The organism is Arthrobacter sp. N199823 (assembly GCF_002929705.1).
Lineage (GTDB): Bacteria > Actinomycetota > Actinomycetes > Actinomycetales > Micrococcaceae > Specibacter.
On sequence record NZ_PJIN01000010.1, the window covers coordinates 91,154 to 113,043 of the forward strand.

Here is a 21,890-nt window from a genome sequence, read left to right on the forward strand (position 1 = left end):
GTCTCAAAATCCGCGAACACGTACCAAACCCAGTAAGGTGGACTGCGTGAAGACCTTCGAATCCCTTTTTGATGAGCTCAGTGCGAAAGCCGCAGCCCGGCCCGCTGGCTCCCGTACCGTCGCCGAACTTGATTCCGGCGTCCACGGTATCGGCAAGAAAGTGGTTGAGGAAGCCGCTGAAGTGTGGATGGCTGCCGAGTACGAATCGGAAGCTGACTGCGCTGAGGAGATTTCCCAGCTGTTCTACCACCTGCAGGTCATGATGATCGCTAAAGGGTTGACCCTTCAGGACGTTTACAAGCATCTCTAGCCACATGCCGTGGCTGCTGTGACCGACCCCTGAATGAAGTAATAAGGCATTGAAATCCTTGCCAACAACCTTTTCGCTTGAAACTACCTGAAAGAATTGATTTACATGCTGCGTGTTGCCGTCCCCAACAAGGGATCCCTGTCCGAAGCCGCTTCGGCGATGTTGGCGGAGGCTGGCTACCGTCAGCGCCGCGACTCCCGCGAACTGGTCATGGTTGACCCCGAGAACAACGTTGAATTCTTCTTCCTCCGTCCCCGCGACATTGCCGTTTACGTTGGCGCAGGCACCCTGGATGTTGGCATCACCGGCCGCGACCTGCTCATGGATGCTCAGGTTGATGCCGAGGAGCTATTGCCCCTGGGCTTTGCCAAATCCACGTTCCGCTTTGCCGGCCCCGTAGGTGACTTTGCTAGCGCCGCCGAGCTTGAAGGTAAGCGCCTTGCTACCAGCTACGACGGCCTGTTGCGTGAATACCTCGCCGAGCTGGGCATTAACGCCTCGGTGGTCCGCCTCGACGGCGCCGTGGAATCCTCGGTACGCTTGGGCGTTGCCGATGCCATTGCTGATGTCGTAGAAACCGGCAGCACCCTCAAGGCTGCTGGCATGGAAATCTTCGGTGAGCCCATTCTGAGCTCTGAGGCGCTGCTCATTGGCCGCCGCGGCGTCACCCCGCCTCCCGGCCTGGAAGTTCTGATCCGCCGCCTGCACAGCGTCTTGGTTGCACGCCAGTACGTGCTCCTTGACTACGATGCCCCCAAGACGGTTCTGGACCGTGCCACGGCGCTGACTCCCGGCCTGGAATCACCCACCGTATCGCCGTTGCGTGACACCGATTGGGTTGCCGTGAGGTCCATGGTTTTGGCCAAGGATACCAACCGCATCATGGATGAACTCTACGATCTGGGCGCCCGCGCCATCTTGGTCAGCAACATTCACGCCTGCCGGATCTAGTCCATTCCCAGCGCCGTCCCATAACTTCAGTCACAGAAGGTACATGCCATGAGTGTTGCCATCCGAGTCATCCCTTGCCTGGACGTTGACGCCGGCCGCGTGGTCAAGGGCGTCAAGTTCCAAAACCTGCGCGACGCCGGGGATCCCGTTGAGCTCGCACAGCGGTACGATCGCGCTGGGGCGGATGAGTTGACGTTCCTTGACGTCACTGCATCCTCCGGCAACAGGGAGACCACCTTTGATGTGGTCTCCCGTGCCGCCGAGCAGATCTTCATCCCCCTCACGGTGGGTGGTGGCGTCCGCGAGGTGTCCGACGTCGATAAGCTCCTGCGCTATGGCGCGGACAAAGCGTCGATCAACACCGCGGCCATTGCCCGTCCGGCCGTCATAGATGAGATCACCCAGCGCTTCGGCTCACAGGTTCTGGTGCTGAGCGTAGATGCGCGCCGCACGCAGGGCGGGATCACGCCGTCGGGCTTTGAAGTGACCACTCATGGCGGGCGCAAGGGCACAGGCATTGATGCGATCGAGTGGGCCAGGGAGGCTGCCGATCGTGGTGTGGGGGAGATCCTGCTGAACTCAATTGACGCCGATGGCACCAAGGAAGGCTTCGATCTGGAGCTGATCCGTTTGGTCCGCGCGGCCGTGCACATCCCCATCATTGCCTCAGGCGGTGCGGGTAAGCCGGAGCATTTCCCTCCGGCCGTCGCCGCGGGTGCCAACGCTGTGCTGGCCGCGTCTGTGTTCCATTTCGGACCGGACAGTGCCATTGCCGATGTCAAGGCCGCGATTCGCGCTGCGGGGTACGAGGTCCGCTAGAACCGCAGTTTGCTAACACCGCAATACACGTGTGGGTCTGCGCCGAGAATCGGTGCGGGCCCACAATTTCGTTAAGCCCACGATTGCAGTGTGACCATGGCGGTGCGCACTTCACTTGCTAGAGTAGTCCCATGCCAAAGAAAGCGCTTTCCCGTCCGGTTTCCGTCGTCAACGGTGCCTCTCCGATCAGATCCGTACTTGGACTCTTGTCCAGACGCCCCAAGCGGATGGCCGCGGCAGTTCTTGCCTTTGCTCTGAAGGAAGTCCCCCTGTGGTTCCTTCCGGTGATCACTGCGGCGATTATTGACATCGTGACCGTTGGTGGGCCGGTGCAATCGGTGCTGTGGTGGAGTCTTCTTGCCGCGGTGCTGCTGATCCAGAATTATCCGAACCACATTATTTACACCCGCAATTTCATGACAGTAGTCCGCGACACCGGGTCCGAGCTTCGAAATGTTCTGGCTGCCCGTTTGCAGAGCTTGTCGATCGGGTATCACACTCGGATGAACTCCTCGATTGTGCAGACCAAAGTGGTACGTGATGTCGAGAACGTCGAGTTGATGCTTCAACAGGTGACTCACCCACTGTTGTCCGCGGTCATGGTCATGACGGGGGCCATTACGATGACAGCAATAGCTGTGCCCCAGTTCCTGCCGGTCTATGCCCTCACCGTGCCGATTGCGATCGGTATTCGCTTTGGGATGCGCAACCGATCACGTTCGCGCAATGAGACGTTCCGTCTGGAGATTGAAGGCTTTGCGGCTCGGGTTGGCGAAATGGCGTCACTGATTCCTGTGACACGGGCACATGGCCTGGAAAAGACCGCGGTTACCCGGGTCTCCAGTAGTGCTGCCGGTGTCCGCCGTGCCGGACTTCATCTGGATATGCTCAACGGCCACGTTGCATCGATCTCTTGGGTGGCGATGCAACTGCTAGGGGTGGGTTGCCTTATGTTGGCCGCAGTATTCTCACTCACGGGATTCCTGCCGATCACCCCCGGTCAGGTCGTGATGCTGTCAGCCTACTTCGCTTTGCTGACGCAGGGATTGACTCAACTGCTCATGCTGATTCCGGTGGGAGCCCGTGGTCTTGAGTCGGTGCGTTCCATTGCAGAGGTGCTTCAGGATCCAGACATTGAACAGAACGAAGGTAAGCAGCCGGTCGAAGAAGTTCTCGGGAACATGCGGCTGGATGGGGTGAGTCAGCGGTATGCCGATTCCGAGGTGGACGCCGTCCATGAACTTGACCTGGATATCCGTGCTGGGGAGACGGTAGCCTTTGTTGGATCGTCCGGTTCGGGTAAGTCAACGTTGCTGAATCTGGTTCTTGGATTCGTTCGCCCCACCAAGGGGCGCATCTTGCTGGACGGTGTTGATATGCAGCTCTTGGATATGCGAACAGTCCGCCGCTTCGTTTCTGTGGTGCCTCAGGAGTCCGTCCTGTTTGAGGGCACCATCCGCGACAACATTGCCTATGGCCTTCCGCACCTCGACGATGAGCGCATCCGTTTAGCTTTGCAGGATGCCAATGTCCTTGATTTCGTCCTGTCTCAGCCCGACGGCTGGGACACTATCGTCGGAGAGCGGGGTGCGCGTCTTTCGGGAGGGCAGCGTCAACGCCTCGCGATTGCTCGGGCACTTGTGCGTGACCCGCGCATCTTGCTTCTGGATGAGGCCACCAGCGCACTGGACCCGGAATCGGAGCAACTCGTCAAGGTCGCACTTGGTCGTCTGATGCAGGGGCGTACCACCCTCGTCGTCGCTCATAGGCTCTCCACCATCAGGCAAGCTGATCGGATCGTGGTCCTGGAACAGGGGCAAATTGTGGAGATCGGAACCCATGAGGAACTTCTGGCAAGGTCCGGACGGTACGCCCAGTTGCACACGGTCCAAGTCGGACCCAACGGCTGACGTCAAGGCCGCCAATCGCAGCGGTGATGAGCTCGGCTACCACCGCAGTTTCTAGCACTGCCATACACTTGTGGGCCCAAGCCGGGAAACGGCGCGGGCCCACCATGCGTCAAAACTTTAGAAGCGGCGGGAGTCAGAGTCCCACGTCTGCGGTGCGCAGAAGTGCGACGGCGTCCGGCTGGCCTTCGAAGGTGACAAGAGCGTGGCCCGTGCGTCCGTTGGCATGCATCAAGAGTTCGCCGGGATCGCCAATGATCGCCACCGAAACTGGCGCGCGCTTGGCAACATGGCGAGGGCCTGCCGGGTTCACCAGCACAATGCCCAGATCCACGCCGCGGTACATCAAGGCTGCGCGCTTGAGCAATTCCGCCCAGAGCGCCTCCGAATAGCCCGGGTCCAGGGTCCGCGGGGCCCAGCGGTCCGAGGCGCGGCGGACGTCTTCGGTATGGATGAAGAATTCGGTCAGGTTGGCGAGCTGCTCCACTGACTTCAGCGCAAAGGGTGACAACTTGGGTGGGCCTGCTCGGAACTTCTCCACGAGGGCAGCAAACGTTTCAGGAGTCTTGGATCTGTCAGCCAATTCTGCAGTGGCACGCTCCGTTGCCTTCCGCCAAGGCTTCAGGACTAAGCCAAGCCCAACGCGCGGATTGTGTTCGCGCAGGTAGAGGTGAGCGGCCAAATCCTGGGTTAGCCATCCTTCACAGAGCGTGGGTGCTCCCGGACCGGCGGCCAGCAGGGTCTCGGCAAGTACTTCGCGGGATGGTTCTACAAATTGCATCACTTGTGAAATTAGCATGTATTGGCCCCGGATGGCATTGTGAACCGCCGCAATTTGGCTCCCGCATTCATAATTGGCCATGCCGCACCGTGAACTTCCGCCAGTGGCTTAGCGCCACCGCGCGCCTCCCGCCGTGACGCCGTGCCGCAATGACCCTTGTCAAGGGTTTGAGGCACTAGAATTGGCTGTGATGCAGCAAAGTCCAGATCCCCAGTCCTCGTCCGCCGCGCCCATGCCTGAAAAGGGTGCAGAATTGTCGGCAGAAGTCGCCGCCTTGCTCAAGCATGATGGGGCCGGCCTGGTTGCCGCCATCATCCAGCAGTTCGACAGCCAGGAAGTGTTGATGCTTGGCTGGATGGACAATGAGGCCTTGCGTCGCACCCTGACCTCGGGCCGCGTTACCTTCTACTCCCGTTCACGGCAGGAATACTGGCGCAAGGGTGATACCTCCGGGCACGTCCAATATGTGAAGTCTGTAGCGCTGGACTGTGACGGCGACGCGCTTCTCATCACCGTGGACCAGGTGGGCGCCGCCTGTCACACCGGCACGCGCACCTGCTTTGATGGCCGCGGGCTGCACGCCGTGGTTGGCCAGCGCGACTAGCCCCCAGCGCAACTAAGCCAGCAAGAAGTTGCTTCATCCGTCCGCTTGAGTCAAGAAAGCCAAACATTTCATGCAAGATCTAGGTGTCATCAGCCCCTCCCTGACGGAATTCCGTGAACTGGCCCGCACCCGCCGGGTCATCCCCGTGCATTTGAAGGTCTTGGCCGACGCGCAAACGCCCATCGGCCTCTACCGCGCCCTGGCCGCCGAGGCCCCCGGCACCTTCTTGATGGAATCCGCTGCCGTGGGCGGGGTTTGGTCCCGCTATTCCTTCATTGGTGTGCGTTCCAGCGCAACCTTGACCACGCACGATGGCGGGGCCATCTGGCAGGGAACTCCTCCCGTAGGCGTGCCCTTGAGTGGGAACCCGGTGGCCGCCATGGAGGCGACGCTGAAGCTCTTGGCCACGGAGCGGTTTGCCGGACTGCCGCCCTTTACCTCTGGCCTGGTTGGCTTTGTCGGTTGGGAATCGGTGCGCCACTGGGAGAAGCTGCCCACACCGCCGCCAGATGATCTGGACTTGCCCGAGCTTGCCCTGAACCTCATTGCCGACATGGCTGTCCACGACAACAATGAAGGCACCGTGCTGTTGATTGCTAACGCCATCAACGCCAACGGCACCGATGAGAACGTCGATGGGGCCTGGCATGATGCCGTCAGCCGCATCCATGCCATGGTGAACCAGTTGCGCCAGCCTGTCGCCCAGCCCATGTCGGTTATTGAAGTGCCTGCCGCCAGCTTTGCCGATAGCGTTGCCGAACAGTGGGATCGCAATGAGTACCTCAAAGCCCTGGATATAGCCAAGGAAGCCATTGTTGATGGCGAGGTCTTCCAAGTGGTGGTCTCGCGCCGCTTTGAAATGGTCTGCGAGGCCAGCGCGCTTGATGTGTACCGGGTTCTGCGTAACACCAACCCCAGCCCGTATATGTACCTGTTCAGCTTTGAAGATGCCAACGGTGAACCGTATTCCATTGTTGGTTCTTCACCCGAGGCGCTGGTCAGCGTTCTGGGCAGCGAAGTCATCACCCACCCCATTGCAGGATCCCGCCCCCGTGGGGCCACCACCGAAGACGATAAATGGCTGGCCAAGGACCTTCTCGCCGATGAGAAGGAACGCTCCGAACATCTCATGCTGGTGGATTTGTCCCGCAATGACCTCTCCAAGGTCTGCGTCCCGGGAACCGTGGATGTCACCCAGTTCATGGAAATTGAGCGGTTCAGCCACATCATGCACCTGGTCTCTACAGTGGTAGGCACCTTGAGCCCGGACAAGAACGCCTACGATGTCTTGGCCGCAACCTTCCCAGCTGGCACCCTCTCCGGTGCTCCCAAACCCAGAGCCCTGAGCCTGCTGGATGAATTGGAACCCATCCGTCGCGGTGTCTACGGCGGTGTGGTGGGCTACATCGACTTCGCCGGTGACATGGACATGGCGATCGCCATCCGCTCAGCGTTGCTGCGCGGCGGCAAGGCCTATGTCCAGGCCGGTGGCGGGATCGTGGCGGACTCAGTCAATGAAAGCGAAGCCATGGAAACGGTGAACAAGGCCGCAGCACCCCTGCGGGCCGTCTACGCCGCAGCGTCATTACGCACTCTGGACGAGAGCATGGGGGAGGCGCTATGAGCTCCGACGCAGTGACGCCCAAGCCCGTCCTCCCGCAACCCGTCAGTTCCGAATCCGTGAACCCGCAGCCGCCGGCTCTTGACCCGGCCAAGCCCCACACCACTGCCAAGAAGGTGCCGGCCTGGAAGCGTAAATCGACTCTGGTGCTTTTGCTGATCATCACAGCACTGGCTGTCTTCGGCACCACCACGCAAACGTGGATTCATGTGGCCATTGCCCAGGGTGAAGTGGCCCAGACCGATCTGGATATCCCCGGAAGTAAAGCTGCCGTGGCTGTCTCCGCGCTGGCATTGGTGGCGCTTGCAGGTGCTCTGGCCATCACCATCACCGGACGTGTTGCCCGGTTCATCACCTCAACAGTGGTGTTCCTCAGCGCAGTGGGGGTGATCGCGTTGGCGCTGGCCATCGTGGCAGATCCCGTCACTGCCGCAATGTCTGAGGTGGGTGCGGCCACCGGGATCGAAGGTGCCCCCTCGCAGGCCACAGCTACAGTGTTCCCGATCCTGGCGGCTGTTGCCGCTGCCATCTTGGCGATCGGAGCGGTACTGGTGTTCTGGCTTGGTCGGTCATGGACCGTTCGTACCAAATATGACGCTGCAAAGGATCCATCCGCAGCGAAGTCAACCGAGCCAGTTGACGAGATCGACAGCTGGGATCAGCTCAGCCGTGGCGAGGACCCTACGGCCTAATCACGGCACAAGTCCGCGGGTTGTCCAGCTTTGGGATTCCGCGGGCAACTAATGGCAGAATGTATTTTTAGTATCCGCGTTAAATAGGGAGATTTACCATGAGCAACAAGCCGTCTGCAGCAGTATCCGTGTACGAGAACGTCGACCACAGCGTAGAACTGGGCCATGGAAACAGTCCGGCAGCCTGGAGTAGCGTCCTCGTCATGCTGGTTGGCGCCCTTGTAGCGTGCATTGCCTTCGTCATTGGCGCAGAGGCCACCTTGGTGTTCTGGATCGGCGTGGCTGTCATTGCTGTTGGCGTCATCCTGGGCCCGGTCTTGAAGGCCGCCGGTTACGGTGTTGGCGGAAGCAAGCTGCAGAACAACGGCCACTAGCAATGAGTGTTCTGCTGGACATCATTGACGGTGTTCGGGAAGACCTCCGCGCACGCCAAGAGCGTGTGAGCCTGGAGCAGTTGCAAGAGCGCGTGAAGCATGTGGCTCCGGCGCTTGACGCTTGGATTGCCCTCGGTGGTGACAAGGCTGTGCGCCCGGAGTTGCAGGTGATCTCCGAGGTCAAACGCCGTAGCCCCTCAAAGGGTGATCTGGCTGGGATTTCTGATCCGGCTGCTCTGGCTACCTTGTACCAGGATGGCGGCGCCAGCATCATCAGTGTGTTGACGGAGGAGCGCCGCTTTGGCGGATCCTTGGCCGATCTCGATGCCGTGCGTGCCGCTGTGCATATCCCTGTGCTCCGCAAGGACTTCACCTGTGATGAGTACATGATCTGGGAAGCCCGAGCCCACGGTGCGGACCTGGTGCTGCTCATTGTGGCGGCCCTGAGCGATGAAGAATTGCGCAGCTACTTGGCGCTGACCCACCAGCTGGGCATGAACGCCGTGGTGGAGACGCACACCGCAGAGGAAATTGAGCGGGCCGTGGCAGTTGATGCAAAGATCATTGGCATCAACGTGCGCAACTTGAAAACCCTCGATGTGGACCGCGGCGTTTTCGCCGCACTGTCCGGCGGTATTCCCCACGGGAACATTGTCAATGGGCCGATCGTGGTGGCCGAATCAGGTGTCCGCGACGTGTCCGACGTCGAACATTATGCAGCGCACGGTGCCCACGCCATTTTGGTGGGCGAGGCGCTCGTGACGGATTCCACTCCTCGGGAGCGGATCGCGGAGTTCAAAAAAGCTGGGGCCAAGGTCATCAGCACCCGTTAGTTTTGCGGCCCGTCCGCGCAGGGCGGGCCCGTTTGCCTGTATGGCTGCGGTCTGAGCGCATAGCGTACCGGCCGCCAGCACCAACGACTTTCAGTGCACAATTATTCTTAGAATAGGACGGTGGAACTGATGGCTCAAGCGCCAGCAGCTTCGTCACAGGATCCCGCTGACATGGTGGATCCGGCAACAGCATTCCTGCAGGGCTCGGTCCCCGAAGGCTCAGCACCGGAGCATTCGCTGCGGCACGCTCCCGGTCCGTATTTTGGCAGCTACGGCGGCCGTTGGATGCCTGAATCGCTCATCGCGGCTCTAGATGAAATTGAAGAGACGTTCGAAAAAGCAAAAATCGATCCGGAATTCCTGGCGCAGATTGCGGAATTGAACAAGAACTACTCGGGCCGCCCGTCATTGTTGACAGAAGCCAAACGTTTCAGCGAGCACGCTGGTGGTGCCCGGATCTTCCTTAAGCGTGAAGACCTCAACCACACCGGCTCGCACAAGATCAACAACGTTTTGGGTCAGGCTTTACTGGCCAAGCGCATGGGTAAGACCCGCATCATTGCCGAGACCGGTGCCGGTCAGCACGGTGTTGCCAGTGCAACCGCTGCAGCCCTGTTGGGTCTTGAATGTGTTGTCTACATGGGTGCAGAAGATTGCCGCCGCCAGGCGCTCAATGTGGCGCGTATGCAGCTGCTAGGTGCCACAGTGGTGCCGGTGACCAACGGTTCCCAGACCCTCAAGGACGCCATCAACGACGCCCTGCGTGACTGGGTTGCGAACGTTGAGAACACCCACTACGTGCTCGGCACCGTTTCCGGCGCGCACCCATTCCCCGCCATGGTGCGCTTCTTCCATGAAGTGATTGGTGAAGAGGCCCGCGGTCAGATCATCGATCAGATTGGCCGCTTGCCCGACGCCGTGTGCGCGTGCATTGGTGGTGGCTCCAACGCCATCGGCTTGTTCCACGGTTTCTTGGATGACGCTGCTGTGAAGATCTATGGCTTTGAAGCCGCTGGCGACGGCGTTGAGACGGGCCGCCACGCGGCCACCATCACGCTGGGCCGCCCGGGCGTGCTCCACGGCGCACGTTCCTACCTGATGCAGGACGAAGATGGCCAGACCATTGAGTCACACTCCATCTCTGCCGGCTTGGATTACCCGGGTGTTGGCCCGGAACACGCCTACTTGGCTGATCTTGGCCGGGTTAGCTACGAGGCCATCACAGATGTTGAAGCCATGGATGCGTTCAAACTCTTGTGCCGCACGGAAGGCATCATCCCGGCCATTGAGTCCTCTCACGCACTCGCCGGTGCTTTGAAGATTGGTCAGCGCCTCACAGCTGATGCAGAAAAGCCCGAAGACGTGGTGATCATCGTGAACCTCTCAGGGCGCGGCGATAAGGACGTCCAGACAGCGGCTGACTGGTTCGGTCTGCTGGATGAGGACGGCAACGTCAAGGGCACCATGCTCTCCACCCGCAGTGCCAAGGGTGCCGCCCACGGCGCAGGTGTAGAGCACGAAAAGGCGCAGGGCGAAAAAGCCCAGGGTCAAGAAGCCATGGATATCAATGCAGAGGATGCCAGCAATGAGTGAAAGCACTAGCGGCCCCGACGCTCCTGTGACGTACATCAGCAAGTCTCAGGCGGCCATTGAACGCGCCAAGGCTGCCGGCCGCAAGGCCTTGATCGCCTACCTGCCCGCGGGTTTCCCGGATAAGCAGACCTCCATCGACGCCGCCATTGCTGTGGCTCGCAATGGCGCCGACATCATTGAGATCGGTATCCCGTATTCGGATCCGGTCATGGATGGTTCCGTTATTCAGGCAGCCACCACCCAGGCTCTGGACAACGGCTTCCATGTTGGGGACGTCTTCGACGTGGTGGCAGCCATTACTGCCGAGACCGATGCTGCCGTCTTGGTCATGACGTACTGGAACCCTGTCATGCGCATGGGAGTCGATGAGTTCTCACGGCGCTTGGCCGAGGCCGGGGGAGCAGGACTCATCACGCCTGACCTGATTCCTGACGAGGCCTCCGAATGGTTCGCCGCATCGGATAAGTACGGACTAGACCGAGTCTTCTTGGTTGCTCCGTCGTCCACCCCCGAGCGAGTGGCGAAGACCGTTGCGGCGACGCGCGGATTTGTCTACGCCGTCTCCATCATGGGCGTCACCGGAGCCCGGAGCTCAGTCTCCAGCGCTGCTGAGGCCGTTGTGGCCGCCGCTCACGACGCCGGCGCCGCAAATGTCTGCGTTGGTCTGGGCGTTTCGCGCCCTGAACACGTCCGCGAGATTGCAGCCTATGCCGACGGCGTCATTGTGGGAACTGCCCTGGTGGCGGCCCTGCGCGACGGCGGTGTGCCCGCCGTGGGTGCGCTGGCCAAGGAATTGAGTTCCGGCTTTGACACCCCGTCCACACCCGTAAAGGAAAACGCCACCTCGTGATCTCCACACTTGTACAGCAGTCTCTGGGTAACGCCGTGGTGGCGTCCATCCCGGCACCCACTTGGTCCGGCTTTGACCTTGGCCCGTTGCGCATCCACGCTTACGCCCTCTGTATCCTTGCGGGGATTGTGGCGGCCCTCTGGCTGACGGACCGCCGGTGGAAGCGCCGCGGCGGGCCCGAGGGATCCATCTGGGACATTGCCATCTGGGCCATCCCCTCCGGCATCATCGGCGGTCGGCTTTACCATGTGTTCTCCTCGCCCGACGCCTACTTTGGCCCGGGCTACGACGGCACCGGCGATCTCTCCCTGATCCCACAGCTTTGGTTGGGTGGCCTGGGAATCTGGGGCGCCGTAGTGCTCGGTGTGGTGGGTGCCTGGATTGGTTGCCGCCGTGCAAATGTGAAGATTTCGGCCTTCATTGACGCCGCTGCTCCCGGTATTCTGCTGGCTCAGGCCATTGGTCGCTGGGGCAACTACTTCAACCAGGAACTGTTCGGCGGGCCTACCACGCAGCCGTGGGGCCTGAGCGTTTCACCGGAATTCGTTCCGGTGGGCTTCAGCCCCGATACCCTCTTCCACCCCACGTTCTTGTACGAGTGCCTCTGGAACCTGGCCGGCGTTGCGGTATTGCTCCTGCTGGACCGAAAGTTGAAGCTGCGCAACGGACGCCTCTTCCTGCTCTACGCCATGATTTACACAGCCGGCCGCGTTTGGATTGAAATGCTCCGCATTGACACCGCCGAGCAGATCACCTTCTTCGGTATCACTGCCCGCCTGAACGTGTGGACAAGCATCATCGTCTTCGTGGTTGCGCTGGTGGCGTTCATCGTGATTGGAATGCTGCGTCGCGGTAAGTCCGACGATTCCGTCTTCCTCCCCGGCCGCGAGCCCGCCCTTGAAGAAGGTGAGGCAAAGGCCGCCGTGAAGAACGACGCCGGAACGTCAGCCCCGAAGCAATCGTCCAGTAAAGCGGGGGTAAAGCCGGTAACGGAGACCCCCACCGTTTCCACTACGGCGGGTGCCCCTGCTACAACAGTGGCACCCAGGACTGAATCTGTTGAGACAGAATCTGCGGCGAAGGACTTGAGTACCTCCGGCTCGGTGAAGTCAGAGTCTGTGACGGTAGAGCCAAGCAAGACTGATTCGGTCAAGCCCGAGCCAAGCACGCCCGAGTCAAGCAATGCAGCTGTGGACAAGGACGCATCCGTCAAGGATTCCTAGATTCCATGGCTGCTGCTTCTGGCGCTCACTAAGAACTGACGTGGCGTCCGCGAACTGAGCGCCCATAGACTAAGCGTCGATGAACTGATCCCTGGATCGATATAGCTCCATAGCGAAGGTGGCCCCGATATTTCGGGGCCACCTTTTTCATTGGGCTCGAGGACCCGCCCTCGGCAGCGCAGCCAACCCCCAAGCCCACCGAAACCCTGCACCAGCAGCTCGGCTCAGTGACGGCTCTGGTGCCCGGCCCATCACCGGCTGTAACTCGGTGGTAACCACCATGCGTTCCCGCAGAGTCGCCATAGTTGTCCTCTTTACCGAGATGCGCATCGGAATTAATATTACTGATCTTGCATGTGAGTCCATTATGTAAGATTTGTTGTTTTGACTGATTCCTGCGGAGTTATAGTAAAAACCGCTGCACAGAATAACCGGCCCAAGAAGTCTATGTTCATTGTGCATTTGCACTATTCATCGAGTTGGGAATATCCGCATCGCGGAGCACGGGCCAGAGACGTCCCCACCAACGCCCAATTATGGGAAGGACATCCACGTCGTGACTTTGAACCCAGCACATGACTCCCACCGGCCGCAGGCCATCTCACCGTTCACTCGCTTTGCCGGCATGCCCGAGCAGGCAGGACTCTACCGTCCTGAGTCTGAGAAAGACGCCTGTGGTTTGGCGATCGTTGCCACGCTGCGCGGCACCCCGGGCCACGACATCGTGCAGAAGGCGCTTATCGCCCTGCGCAACCTGGAACACCGCGGTGCCGTTGGCGCTGACGAAGGTACCGGCGACGGTGCTGGCATCCTGACGCAGATTCCCGATGAGTTCTTCCGCGCCGTGTCCGGCATCGAACTGCCAGCACAAGGCAACTACGCCGTGGGTACCGCCTTTCTCCCCACAGAATCCGCTGAGCAGGCAGCAGCAAAGTCCGGCCTTGAAGCTCTGGCCGAGAGCGAAGGACTGCGCGTCCTCGGCTGGCGCGAAGTGCCCATTGTCAGTGACCTAGTCGGTGCCAGCGCCGTGGCCTGCATGCCGTACTTCAGCCAGCTGTTTGTTGCTTTAGAGACGGAGCCGGCACAGCCGCTGGACATCCTCAGCGCCAACGTCCTTGATGGCAAGGCCTTCCGCTTGCGCAAGCGTGCCCAGCAAAAGTTCGGCGTGTACTTCCCGTCATTCTCCTCCAAGACCATTGTCTACAAGGGCATGCTCACCACCGCTCAGGTGGAGCCGTTCTACCCGGACCTCTCCGATCCCCGCTTCACCACGAAGCTTGCCATTGTGCACTCACGCTTCTCCACGAACACGTTCCCGTCATGGCCGCTGGCTCAGCCGTTCCGCGCCATTGCCCACAACGGTGAGATCAACACGGTCAAGGGCAACCGCAACTGGATGCGCGCCCGCCAGTCCACCATGTCTCACCCGCTGCTGGGCGATACCCCCGAAGAGTTGTTCCCGATCTGCACCCCCGGAGCCTCTGACTCGGCTTCCTTCGATGAGGTAGCGGAGCTGCTGTGGCTCTCCGGCCGCCCCATCACCGAGGCCGTCATGATGATGATCCCCGAGGCCTGGGAAAATCACGCCACGATGGCACCGGCGCGCAAGGCGTTCTACGAATACCACTCGCTCATGATGGAACCGTGGGATGGCCCCGCAGCAGTGTCCTTCACCGACGGCAACCTAGTGGGCGCCACCTTGGACCGCAATGGTCTGCGCCCTGCCCGATTCTGGGTTACCGATGACGGCCTGGTCGTTTTGGCTTCCGAGGTTGGCGTCCTGGACTTGGACCCGGCAACCATCGTGCAAAAGGGCCGCGTATCGCCTGGCACCATGTTCTTGCTTGACACGGACAAAGGCCAGCTCATCAGCGATGAGCAGGTCAAGGCAGAGGTGGCTGCGGCTGCGCCGTACGAGCGCTGGGCCAAGGAAAACACCATTCAGCTCGCTGATCTGCCCGAGCGCGAGCACGTCATCCACACCAGCTCGTCTGTGCTGCACCGCCAGCGCACGTTTGGCTACACCACTGAAGAGCTCAAGATCATGTTGGGTCCCATGGCCAAGACTGGCGCCGAGCCGCTGGGTGCCATGGGAACTGACACCCCCGTGGCCGTGCTCTCGCAACGTCCTCGCCTGTTGTTTGATTACTTTGTGCAGCAGTTCGCCCAGGTCACGAACCCTCCGTTGGATGCCATCCGCGAGGAGCTCGTCACCTCGCTGCACACCACCATCGGCCCGCAGGGCAACTTGCTCTCTCGCAACAAGGTCACCGCGCCCCAGCTGGCGCTGAACTTCCCCGTCATCGACAACGACGACCTGGCCAAGATCGCCAACATGGAAACCCCCATTGCGGCCGATGGTTCCGGTGGCGAGAAGATCTCCATGAAGGTCCGCGGACTGTACAAGGTCGACGGCGGTGAGCTCGCCTTGCGTGCCCGGCTCTCCGAAATCGGTGAGCAGATCTCCGGTGCCATCAACCGTGGCGTGCAGTACATTGTGCTTTCCGATAGGGATTCCTCAGCTGTTTGGGCTCCCATCCCGTCACTGCTGTTGCTCAGCGCCGTGCACCATCACCTGTTGCGCAGCGCCAACCGCACCAAGGTTTCCTTGGTTGTGGAAGCAGGTGACGTACGCGAGGTTCATCACGTGGCCGTGCTGGTTGGCTATGGTGCCGCCGCGGTGAACCCGTACCTGGCCATGGAAACCGTGGAAGAACTCATCCGCAATGAGGACGTCACAGGCGTTACGCCCCAAGAAGGCGTGAAGAACCTGATCAAGGGTCTTGGCAAGGGTGTTCTGAAGATCATGTCCAAGATGGGCATCTCCACCGTGTCCTCTTACTGCGGCGCACAGACCTTTGAGGCTCTGGGCCTGTCGCAGGATGTGGTGAACACGTACTTCACCGGGACCGTGACCCAGCTGGGCGGCGTTGGCTTGGATGTCATTGCCAAGGAAGTTTCGGCTCGCCACATTCTGGCCTACCCCGTAGACGGCGTAGACGTTCCGCACCGCCCGCTCCTGGGCGGCGGCGAATACCAGTGGCGCCGTGATGGCGAACCGCACCTGTTCAACCCGGACACCGTGTTCCGTCTCCAGCACGCCACCCGCGAACGCCGTTACGACATTTTCAAGAAGTACACCGAGGGCGTCGATGAGCAGTCCAACAAGCTCATGACCTTCCGCGGTCTGCTCACCTTCAAGGAAGGTGTGCGCCCGCCGGTGCCGCTGAACGAGGTGGAATCGGTCAGCAGCATTGTCAAGCGCTTCTCCACGGGCGCCATGAGCTACGGTTCCATTTCCCAGGAAGCACACCAGACCCTGGCCATCGCCATGAACCGATTGGGCGCCAAGTCCAACACCGGTGAAGGTGGCGAGGATGTTGAGCGCCTGCTGGATCCGGAGCGTCGCAGCGCCATCAAGCAGGTTGCCTCGGGCCGCTTCGGCGTCACCAGCTTGTACCTGACCAACGCCGAAGATATCCAGATCAAGATGGCGCAAGGCGCCAAGCCCGGCGAGGGTGGCCAGCTCATGGCCAAGAAGGTGTACCCGTGGATCGCTGAGACGCGTCACTCCACCCCTGGTGTTGGCTTGATCTCCCCGCCCCCGCACCACGATATTTACTCCATTGAGGACTTGGCGCAGCTGATTTACGACTGCAAGCGTGCCAACCCGAGTGCCCGTGTTCACGTCAAGCTTGTCTCCGAGATGGGGATTGGCACCGTGGCCTCCGGCGTGACCAAGGCCAAGGCCGACGTCGTTCTGGTTTCAGGACACGACGGCGGAACTGGCGCCAGCCCGCTGAACTCCCTTAAGCATGCCGGCATGCCGTGGGAGCTTGGTTTGGCAGAGACGCAGCAGACATTGCGCCTGAACGGTCTGCGCGAGCGGGTTGTTGTGCAGGTCGATGGTCAGCTCAAGACGGGCCGTGACGTCATCATCGCCGCGTTGCTCGGTGCCGAGGAGTATGGTTTCGCTACGGCTCCGTTGGTGGTGTCCGGCTGTGTCATGATGCGTGTCTGCCACCTGGATACCTGCCCCGTGGGTGTTGCCACGCAGAATCCGGAACTTCGCCAGCGCTTCACAGGCAAGCCCGAGTTTGTGGTCAACTTCTTCGAGTTCCTTGCCGAAGAAGTCCGCGAATTGCTCGCCGAGCTTGGTTTCCGCAGCCTCGAAGAGGCCATCGGGCAGTCCAGTGTCCTTGATCTCAAGGCTGCGGTGAATCACTGGAAAACGGCGGGCCTGGACTTGAGTCCTATCCTGTCCGATGCCGGTGTTCCTGCCGAGGCACCTGTGCGCCACCTGGTGGACCAAAACCATGAGCTGGAAAAGCACTTTGACCAGCAGCTGATCACCATGTCCGCAGAGGCGTTTAGTGACAGGGCGCCGGTGAAGATTAGCGTCCCTGTCATCAACACGGATCGTTCCGTGGGGACGCTTCTGGGCCACCATGTGACCAAGCAGTTCGGCATTGACGTGCTCGGTCCTGACACCATTGATGTGACGTTGACAGGTCAGGCCGGCCAGTCATTGGGTGCGTTCTTGCCAGCCGGTATCACGCTGCGCTTGCTAGGCGATGCCAATGACTATGTTGGAAAGGGTCTCTCCGGTGGCCGGATCACTGTCCGCCCGGACCGCAGTAGTCCCTTTGTTGCTGCCGAGAACGTCATTGCCGGCAACGTGATTGGCTACGGGGCCACGAGCGGTGAAATGTTCCTGCGCGGTCTTGTGGGGGAGCGGTTCCTGGTCCGTAACTCCGGAGCCACAGCTGTGGTTGAAGGCATCGGCGATCACGGTTGTGAGTACATGACAGGTGGCCGCACGCTGATCCTTGGTCCTACGGGACGTAACTTTGGCGCCGGCATGTCCGGCGGTACGGCGTACGTGCTGGACTTGGAGCCCAGCCAGGTGAACAAGGTGTCTCTGGACTCCGGGGAACTGACGCTTTTGGCGCTCGACGCTGTGGATCAAGACCTGGTCCGTGCACTGTTGCAACGCCACCTTGATGAGACTGAATCAGAAACGGCAGCAGCTTTGCTGGCCGATTTCCCCGGCACTGTGGCACGTATAACGAAGGTGCTGCCGCGCGATTACGCAGCAGTTTTGGAAACCCGCTTGGCAGCAGCCGAGTTGGGCGAAGACCCGGATGGCGCAACTGTCTGGCAGAAAATTTTGGAGGTCACCGGTGGCTGATCCGCACGGTTTCTTAAACACTCGCGAACGCATCACTCAGACCCGCCGTCCCGTTCCCGTCCGCATCATGGACTGGAAGGAAGTCTATGAAGCCCAGGAAAAGGGTGTGCTGAAGTCTCAAGCGGGGCGCTGCATGGACTGCGGTGTGCCGTTCTGCCACCAGGGCTGCCCGCTGGGAAACCTCATCCCCGAATGGAACGACCTCACCTGGCGCGATAAGGGCCAAGAGGCCATTGAGCGCCTGCACGCCACGAACAACTTCCCCGAGTTCACGGGACGTCTCTGCCCGGCACCGTGCGAAAGCTCCTGTGTGCTGGGCATCAATCAGCCTGCTGTGACCATCAAGCAGGTGGAGGTCTCCATCATTGATGAAGCCTTCAACCAGGATTGGGTCCACCCGCTGCCCCCGGCCCGCCTCACAGGTAAGACTGTCGCCGTCGTAGGTTCTGGTCCGGCAGGGCTGGCAGCCGCCCAGCAGCTGACCCGTACGGGGCACACTGTTGCCGTCTATGAGCGTGATGACCGGATTGGTGGCCTGCTGCGCTACGGCATCCCCGACTTCAAGTTGGAGAAGGAGAGCGTGGACCGCCGCGTGGCACAAATGGAGGCCGAGGGAACGCGCTTCCGCACCGGTATCGAGATTGGCAAGGACTTGGGGTGGGACGAGCTCCGCCGACGCTATGACGCCGTCGTGGTGTGCATTGGTGCGACAGTCCCGCGTGAGCTGCCCATTCCGGGCCGTGCGCTGAAGGGGGTCCATGTCGCCATGGATTACCTAGTGCAGGGCAACAAGGCTGTGGCAGGAGATGTACAGATCGAGCAGATCGATGCGCGCGGCAAGCACGTGGTGATTCTTGGTGGTGGCGATACCGGTGCTGACTGCATTGGTACGGCACACCGTCAGCAGGCCGCGTCGGTGACCACCCTGGCCATCGGTGCTCAGCCGCCGCTTGAGCGCTCTGCCAAGCAGCCGTGGCCCACGTTCCCCAACCTCTTTGAAGTGGCTAGCGCCCATGAGGAGGGTGGCGAGCGGACGTACCTGGCTTCCACCGTGGAGTTCTTGGGCGAGAACGGTGTCCTGACCGGGATCAAGATTGCCGAGACTGAATTTGTTGGTGGCCGCAGGGTTCCCAAGGAAGGCACCGAACGCGTCATCGCCGCAGACCTAGTGCTCCTGGCTATGGGGTTCACCGGGCCGGAATCTGCCGAACTGGTGCACCAGCTGCCTGTGACGTTGGATGCTCGCTCAAATATTAACCGTGATGGTTACTACATGACGGACCGTGAAGGTGTGTTTGTGGCTGGCGATGCCGGGCGCGGCCAGTCGCTGATTGTTTGGGCTATTGCCGAGGGGCGTGCGTGCGCGGCCGCCGTCGATAAACACCTGATGGGGGAGACGTTCCTGCCTGCTCCTGTCTCATCTAGCGATTCAGCTATGAGTGTCTAGCGTCAAAGCGATAGGCTGTTACGAGGTCACCAAAGATTTCTGCTGAAAACCACACATGAGGTAGGTACATTGAGACGCGCAAAAATTGTTGCGACTTTCGGGCCGGCAATCGCCAGCTATGAGAACACACTTGCAGTACTGGAGGCGGGCGTAAACGTAGCCCGCATGAATATGAGCCACGGCGACTACGCCGTGCACCAGAACACGTACGACAACGTACGTAAGGCAGCCGAGGCACTGAGCAAGCCCGTAGCCATCATGGCCGACTTGCAGGGTCCCAAGATCCGCTTGGGCCGCTTCGCCAACGGCGAGGGTTACACCCTTGCTGTGGGCGATGTTTTCACCATCACCACCGAGGATGTCCCCGGTACCAAGGACATCTGCTCCACCACCTTGAAGTCCCTCACCGAGGACGTCAAGGTTGGCGACATCATGCTGATCGACGATGGCAAGGTGTCCGTTCGGGCCACTGCCGTAGACGCCGTGAAGGTTGTTACCGAAGTTACTGTTCCGGGCAAGGTCTCCAACAACAAGGGCATTAACTTGCCTGGCGTTGCTGTGAATGTCCCCGCCTTGAGCGAAAAGGATGAGAGTGACCTGCGCTGGGCGCTGGCGTGCGGCGTGGACCTTGTGGCCCTGTCGTTCGTCCGTGATGCAGCCGATATCACTCGCGTTCACGAGATCATGGATGAAGAAGGCCGCCGCGTGCCGGTCATCGCCAAGATCGAGAAGCCGCAGGCAGTGGAGAACCTGGAAGCCATTGTTGACGCATTTGACGCCATCATGGTTGCCCGCGGTGACTTGGGCGTGGAGCTTCCTCTGGAAGATGTCCCGCTGGTACAGAAGAAGTGTGTTGAAATGGCACGCCGCTGGGCCAAGCCCGTCATTGTGGCAACCCAGGTTCTGGAATCCATGATTGAGAACCCGCGCCCCACCCGCGCAGAGGCTTCTGACTGTGCAAACGCAGTGCTCGACGGCGCGGATGCAGTCATGCTCTCCGGCGAGACCAGCGTTGGCTTGTTCCCGATCGAGACCGTCAAGGTCATGGCTCGGATCATCGAAGCTGCTGAAGCTGAAGATGGCATGAAGCTGATCCCGAAGCTCGGTTCCGAGCCGAAGACCCGCGGCGGCGTCATCACGGCAGCTGCTGTGCAGATCGCTAAGCAGTTGGATGCCAAGTACATTGCGACGTTCACGCAGTCCGGCGACTCGGCTTTCCGCCTGTCACGACTGCGCCCGTCCAAGCCGGTCCTGGCGTTCACCCCGGTTGAGAGTGTTCGCAACCAGCTCGCTCTGGCCTGGGGCATTGAGCCCGTTCTGGTCCCCATGGTTTCCCACACGGATGCCATGACCGAGCAGGTTGACACCACGCTGTTGGAGAAGGGCCTTGTCAATGAGGGAGATCTGGTTGTTATTGCAGCCGGTTCCCCTCCCGGACAGGCTGGTTCCACCAACCTGGTCAAGGTCCACAAGGTCGGCGACCTCGCAGATCTGGGCAAGGCTGTTGGTGGCGATCGCGCCAACCGCGAAAAGATTGGCCCCTGGCCGGTCGCCTAGCATTGGCTAGGCCGTTAGGGAACGACGGCGGCACCCACCCTTCGCTTGATGCGTTGGGTAGGTGCCGCCGTCGGACTTTAAGGGAAATGCAAAAGGGACGGCGTTCGCGGTAAAAGCTGGTGGTCTAACACCGGCCGCAACCGCGAACGCCGTCCCTTTTGACACCTGTCAGTGTCGGGGGAATCGCATCAAGTTAGTTGACCTGGTTGATGATGGTCTCGGCGACTTCGCGCATGCTGAGGCGGCGATCCATGGAGGTCTTCTGGATCCAGCGGAAGGCCTCGGGCTCGGTGAGGCCCATCTTGGTGGTCAGGAGGCTCTTGGCGCGCTCTACGAGCTTGCGGGTGGCGAACTGTTCCTGGAGGTCGGAGACTTCCTCTTCAAGGGCCTTGATCTCATCGTGACGGGAGAGGGCGATCTCGAGGGCGGGGATCAGATCTGCGGGGGTGAAGGGCTTGACCACGTAGGCCATGGCGCCGGCGTCACGGGCACGCTCAACGAGTTCCTTCTGGCTGAATGCGGTGAGGAGCACGACGGGGGCGATGCGGGCCTTGACGATGATCTCAGCGGCTGTGATGCCGTCCATGACGGGCATCTTGACGTCCATGAGGACCAGATCGGGCTTGAGCTCCTTTGCGAGCTCCACGGCCTTCTCGCCATTGTCTGCTTCACCCACCACGTCGTAGCCCTCGCCACGAAGGATTTCCATGATGTCCAAGCGGATCAGGGTCTCATCCTCGGCAACAATAACGCGACGTGCGGGCGAGGTGGGGGTTGTATCCGGCTGTTCTGACACAAAAAACTCCTTTAAAGGGGTGAAATACACCACATTTTGCGAATATTGAGCCCTAGGCGGGCTTCAGTTCCACAAAACAGCCTATATGCATGTAGAGTAGTTGCGCGCACTGGTTCGGAAGTGATTCAGGAACTGGAGCGTGATCTTTGTAACAGCGTTGATTTGAACGCTTTTGCTAAGGCCCAAGTGGCGGAACGGCAGACGCGCTGCACTCAAAATGCAGTATCGAAAGGTGTGTGGGTTCGAATCCCACCTTGGGCACATTGTGATGTGTCGCGACATCGTTGACTGATGTAGCGAGACATTGTTGACAGAAGCTCTCTCCTTCGGGAGGGGGCTTT

17 protein-coding genes and 1 tRNA gene are annotated in these 21,890 nt (G+C 60.4%); 16 read left to right on the forward strand and 2 right to left on the reverse strand.

Annotation, left to right across the window (positions count from 1 at the left end; translation table 11 throughout):
• The first annotated feature begins 46 nt into the window (after positions 1-46).
• The 4 genes from CXQ93_RS17210 (at position 47) to CXQ93_RS17225 (ending at position 3,990) form a co-directional block, all read left to right on the forward strand.
• Entirely contained in the window at positions 47-310 is a 264-nt protein-coding gene (locus CXQ93_RS17210; RefSeq protein ID WP_062289973.1) for a phosphoribosyl-ATP diphosphatase, read from the forward strand.
• 105 nt (positions 311-415) lie between these two features.
• Positions 416-1,261 carry an ATP phosphoribosyltransferase gene (hisG, locus tag CXQ93_RS17215; RefSeq protein WP_104111641.1) on the forward strand — a complete coding sequence of 282 codons (846 nt, stop codon included), beginning with the start codon at positions 416-418 and terminating at the stop codon, positions 1,259-1,261.
• A 48-nt stretch (positions 1,262-1,309) separates the two neighbouring features.
• Entirely contained in the window at positions 1,310-2,080 is a 771-nt protein-coding gene (gene hisF, locus CXQ93_RS17220; RefSeq protein ID WP_104111642.1) for an imidazole glycerol phosphate synthase subunit HisF, read from the forward strand.
• Between the two features lie 131 nt (positions 2,081-2,211).
• Positions 2,212-3,990 carry an ABC transporter ATP-binding protein gene (locus tag CXQ93_RS17225; RefSeq protein WP_104111643.1) on the forward strand — a complete coding sequence of 593 codons (1,779 nt, stop codon included), beginning with the start codon at positions 2,212-2,214 and terminating at the stop codon, positions 3,988-3,990.
• A 133-nt stretch (positions 3,991-4,123) separates the two neighbouring features.
• Here the strand turns inward: CXQ93_RS17225 and CXQ93_RS17230 are convergent, their stop codons facing one another.
• Entirely contained in the window at positions 4,124-4,768 is a 645-nt protein-coding gene (locus tag CXQ93_RS17230) for a TIGR03085 family metal-binding protein (protein WP_104111666.1), read from the reverse strand.
• A gap of 232 nt (positions 4,769-5,000) precedes the next feature.
• Between CXQ93_RS17230 and hisI the strand changes: the two genes are divergently transcribed.
• From hisI to pyk, 11 genes are all read left to right on the forward strand, one after another.
• Positions 5,001-5,372, forward strand: coding sequence for a phosphoribosyl-AMP cyclohydrolase (gene hisI, locus CXQ93_RS17235; RefSeq protein WP_256939888.1), 372 nt, complete (start codon positions 5,001-5,003; stop codon positions 5,370-5,372).
• A 70-nt stretch (positions 5,373-5,442) separates the two neighbouring features.
• Positions 5,443-6,996 carry an anthranilate synthase component I gene (locus CXQ93_RS17240; RefSeq protein ID WP_104111645.1) on the forward strand — a complete coding sequence of 518 codons (1,554 nt, stop codon included), beginning with the start codon at positions 5,443-5,445 and terminating at the stop codon, positions 6,994-6,996.
• A complete protein-coding gene (locus tag CXQ93_RS17245) occupies positions 6,993-7,685 on the forward strand; it encodes a Trp biosynthesis-associated membrane protein (protein WP_104111646.1) in 693 nt (230 codons plus the stop codon). The genes CXQ93_RS17240 and CXQ93_RS17245 overlap by 4 nt, the downstream gene beginning before the upstream one ends.
• Before the next feature lie 98 nt (positions 7,686-7,783).
• Positions 7,784-8,059, forward strand: coding sequence for an HGxxPAAW family protein (locus tag CXQ93_RS17250; RefSeq protein WP_104111647.1), 276 nt, complete (start codon positions 7,784-7,786; stop codon positions 8,057-8,059).
• A 2-nt stretch (positions 8,060-8,061) separates the two neighbouring features.
• Complete coding sequence (trpC, locus tag CXQ93_RS17255; protein ID WP_104111648.1) at positions 8,062-8,892, forward strand: indole-3-glycerol phosphate synthase TrpC; 831 nt, start codon at positions 8,062-8,064, stop codon at positions 8,890-8,892.
• A gap of 129 nt (positions 8,893-9,021) precedes the next feature.
• Positions 9,022-10,485 (forward strand): tryptophan synthase subunit beta, encoded by a 1,464-nt coding sequence (gene trpB / locus CXQ93_RS17260; RefSeq protein WP_104111667.1) that lies wholly within the window; start codon positions 9,022-9,024, stop codon positions 10,483-10,485.
• Complete coding sequence (gene trpA / locus CXQ93_RS17265; RefSeq protein WP_104111649.1) at positions 10,478-11,335, forward strand: tryptophan synthase subunit alpha; 858 nt, start codon at positions 10,478-10,480, stop codon at positions 11,333-11,335. The genes trpB and trpA overlap by 8 nt, the downstream gene beginning before the upstream one ends.
• Entirely contained in the window at positions 11,332-12,558 is a 1,227-nt protein-coding gene (lgt, locus tag CXQ93_RS17270) for a prolipoprotein diacylglyceryl transferase (RefSeq protein ID WP_374953422.1), read from the forward strand. Before trpA ends, lgt begins: the two co-directional genes overlap by 4 nt.
• 625 nt (positions 12,559-13,183) lie before the next feature.
• Positions 13,184-17,749, forward strand: coding sequence for a glutamate synthase large subunit (gene gltB, locus CXQ93_RS17275; RefSeq protein WP_104111669.1), 4,566 nt, complete (start codon positions 13,184-13,186; stop codon positions 17,747-17,749).
• Positions 17,742-19,196, forward strand: a complete 1,455-nt coding sequence (locus tag CXQ93_RS17280) for a glutamate synthase subunit beta (RefSeq protein ID WP_104111650.1) — start codon at positions 17,742-17,744, stop codon at positions 19,194-19,196. The genes gltB and CXQ93_RS17280 overlap by 8 nt, the downstream gene beginning before the upstream one ends.
• Before the next feature lie 69 nt (positions 19,197-19,265).
• Complete coding sequence (gene pyk / locus CXQ93_RS17285; protein ID WP_104111651.1) at positions 19,266-20,753, forward strand: pyruvate kinase; 1,488 nt, start codon at positions 19,266-19,268, stop codon at positions 20,751-20,753.
• 193 nt (positions 20,754-20,946) lie between these two features.
• Here pyk and CXQ93_RS17290 read toward each other — a convergent pair whose 3' ends face one another.
• Positions 20,947-21,549 (reverse strand): ANTAR domain-containing response regulator, encoded by a 603-nt coding sequence (locus tag CXQ93_RS17290; protein WP_104111652.1) that lies wholly within the window; start codon positions 21,547-21,549, stop codon positions 20,947-20,949.
• Positions 21,550-21,729: 180 nt separating this feature from the next.
• On the opposite strand from CXQ93_RS17290, the gene CXQ93_RS17295 reads away from it, so the two are divergent.
• Positions 21,730-21,810, forward strand: a tRNA-Leu gene (locus CXQ93_RS17295).
• Positions 21,811-21,890: the final 80 nt, after the last annotated feature.

Coding starts and splice junctions, on each gene's coding strand:
- hisG (WP_104111641.1), top strand. CDS start 416: ATGCTGCGTGTTGCCGTCCCCAACAAGGGATCCCTGTCCGAAGCCGCT.
- hisF (WP_104111642.1), top strand. CDS start 1,310: ATGAGTGTTGCCATCCGAGTCATCCCTTGCCTGGACGTTGACGCCGGC.
- CXQ93_RS17225 (WP_104111643.1), top strand. CDS start 2,212: ATGCCAAAGAAAGCGCTTTCCCGTCCGGTTTCCGTCGTCAACGGTGCC.
- CXQ93_RS17230 (WP_104111666.1), bottom strand. CDS start 4,768: ATGCAATTTGTAGAACCATCCCGCGAAGTACTTGCCGAGACCCTGCTG.
- hisI (WP_256939888.1), top strand. CDS start 5,001: ATGCCTGAAAAGGGTGCAGAATTGTCGGCAGAAGTCGCCGCCTTGCTC.
- CXQ93_RS17240 (WP_104111645.1), top strand. CDS start 5,443: ATGCAAGATCTAGGTGTCATCAGCCCCTCCCTGACGGAATTCCGTGAA.
- CXQ93_RS17245 (WP_104111646.1), top strand. CDS start 6,993: ATGAGCTCCGACGCAGTGACGCCCAAGCCCGTCCTCCCGCAACCCGTC.
- CXQ93_RS17250 (WP_104111647.1), top strand. CDS start 7,784: ATGAGCAACAAGCCGTCTGCAGCAGTATCCGTGTACGAGAACGTCGAC.
- trpC (WP_104111648.1), top strand. CDS start 8,062: ATGAGTGTTCTGCTGGACATCATTGACGGTGTTCGGGAAGACCTCCGC.
- trpB (WP_104111667.1), top strand. CDS start 9,022: ATGGCTCAAGCGCCAGCAGCTTCGTCACAGGATCCCGCTGACATGGTG.
- trpA (WP_104111649.1), top strand. CDS start 10,478: ATGAGTGAAAGCACTAGCGGCCCCGACGCTCCTGTGACGTACATCAGC.
- gltB (WP_104111669.1), top strand. CDS start 13,184: ATGCCCGAGCAGGCAGGACTCTACCGTCCTGAGTCTGAGAAAGACGCC.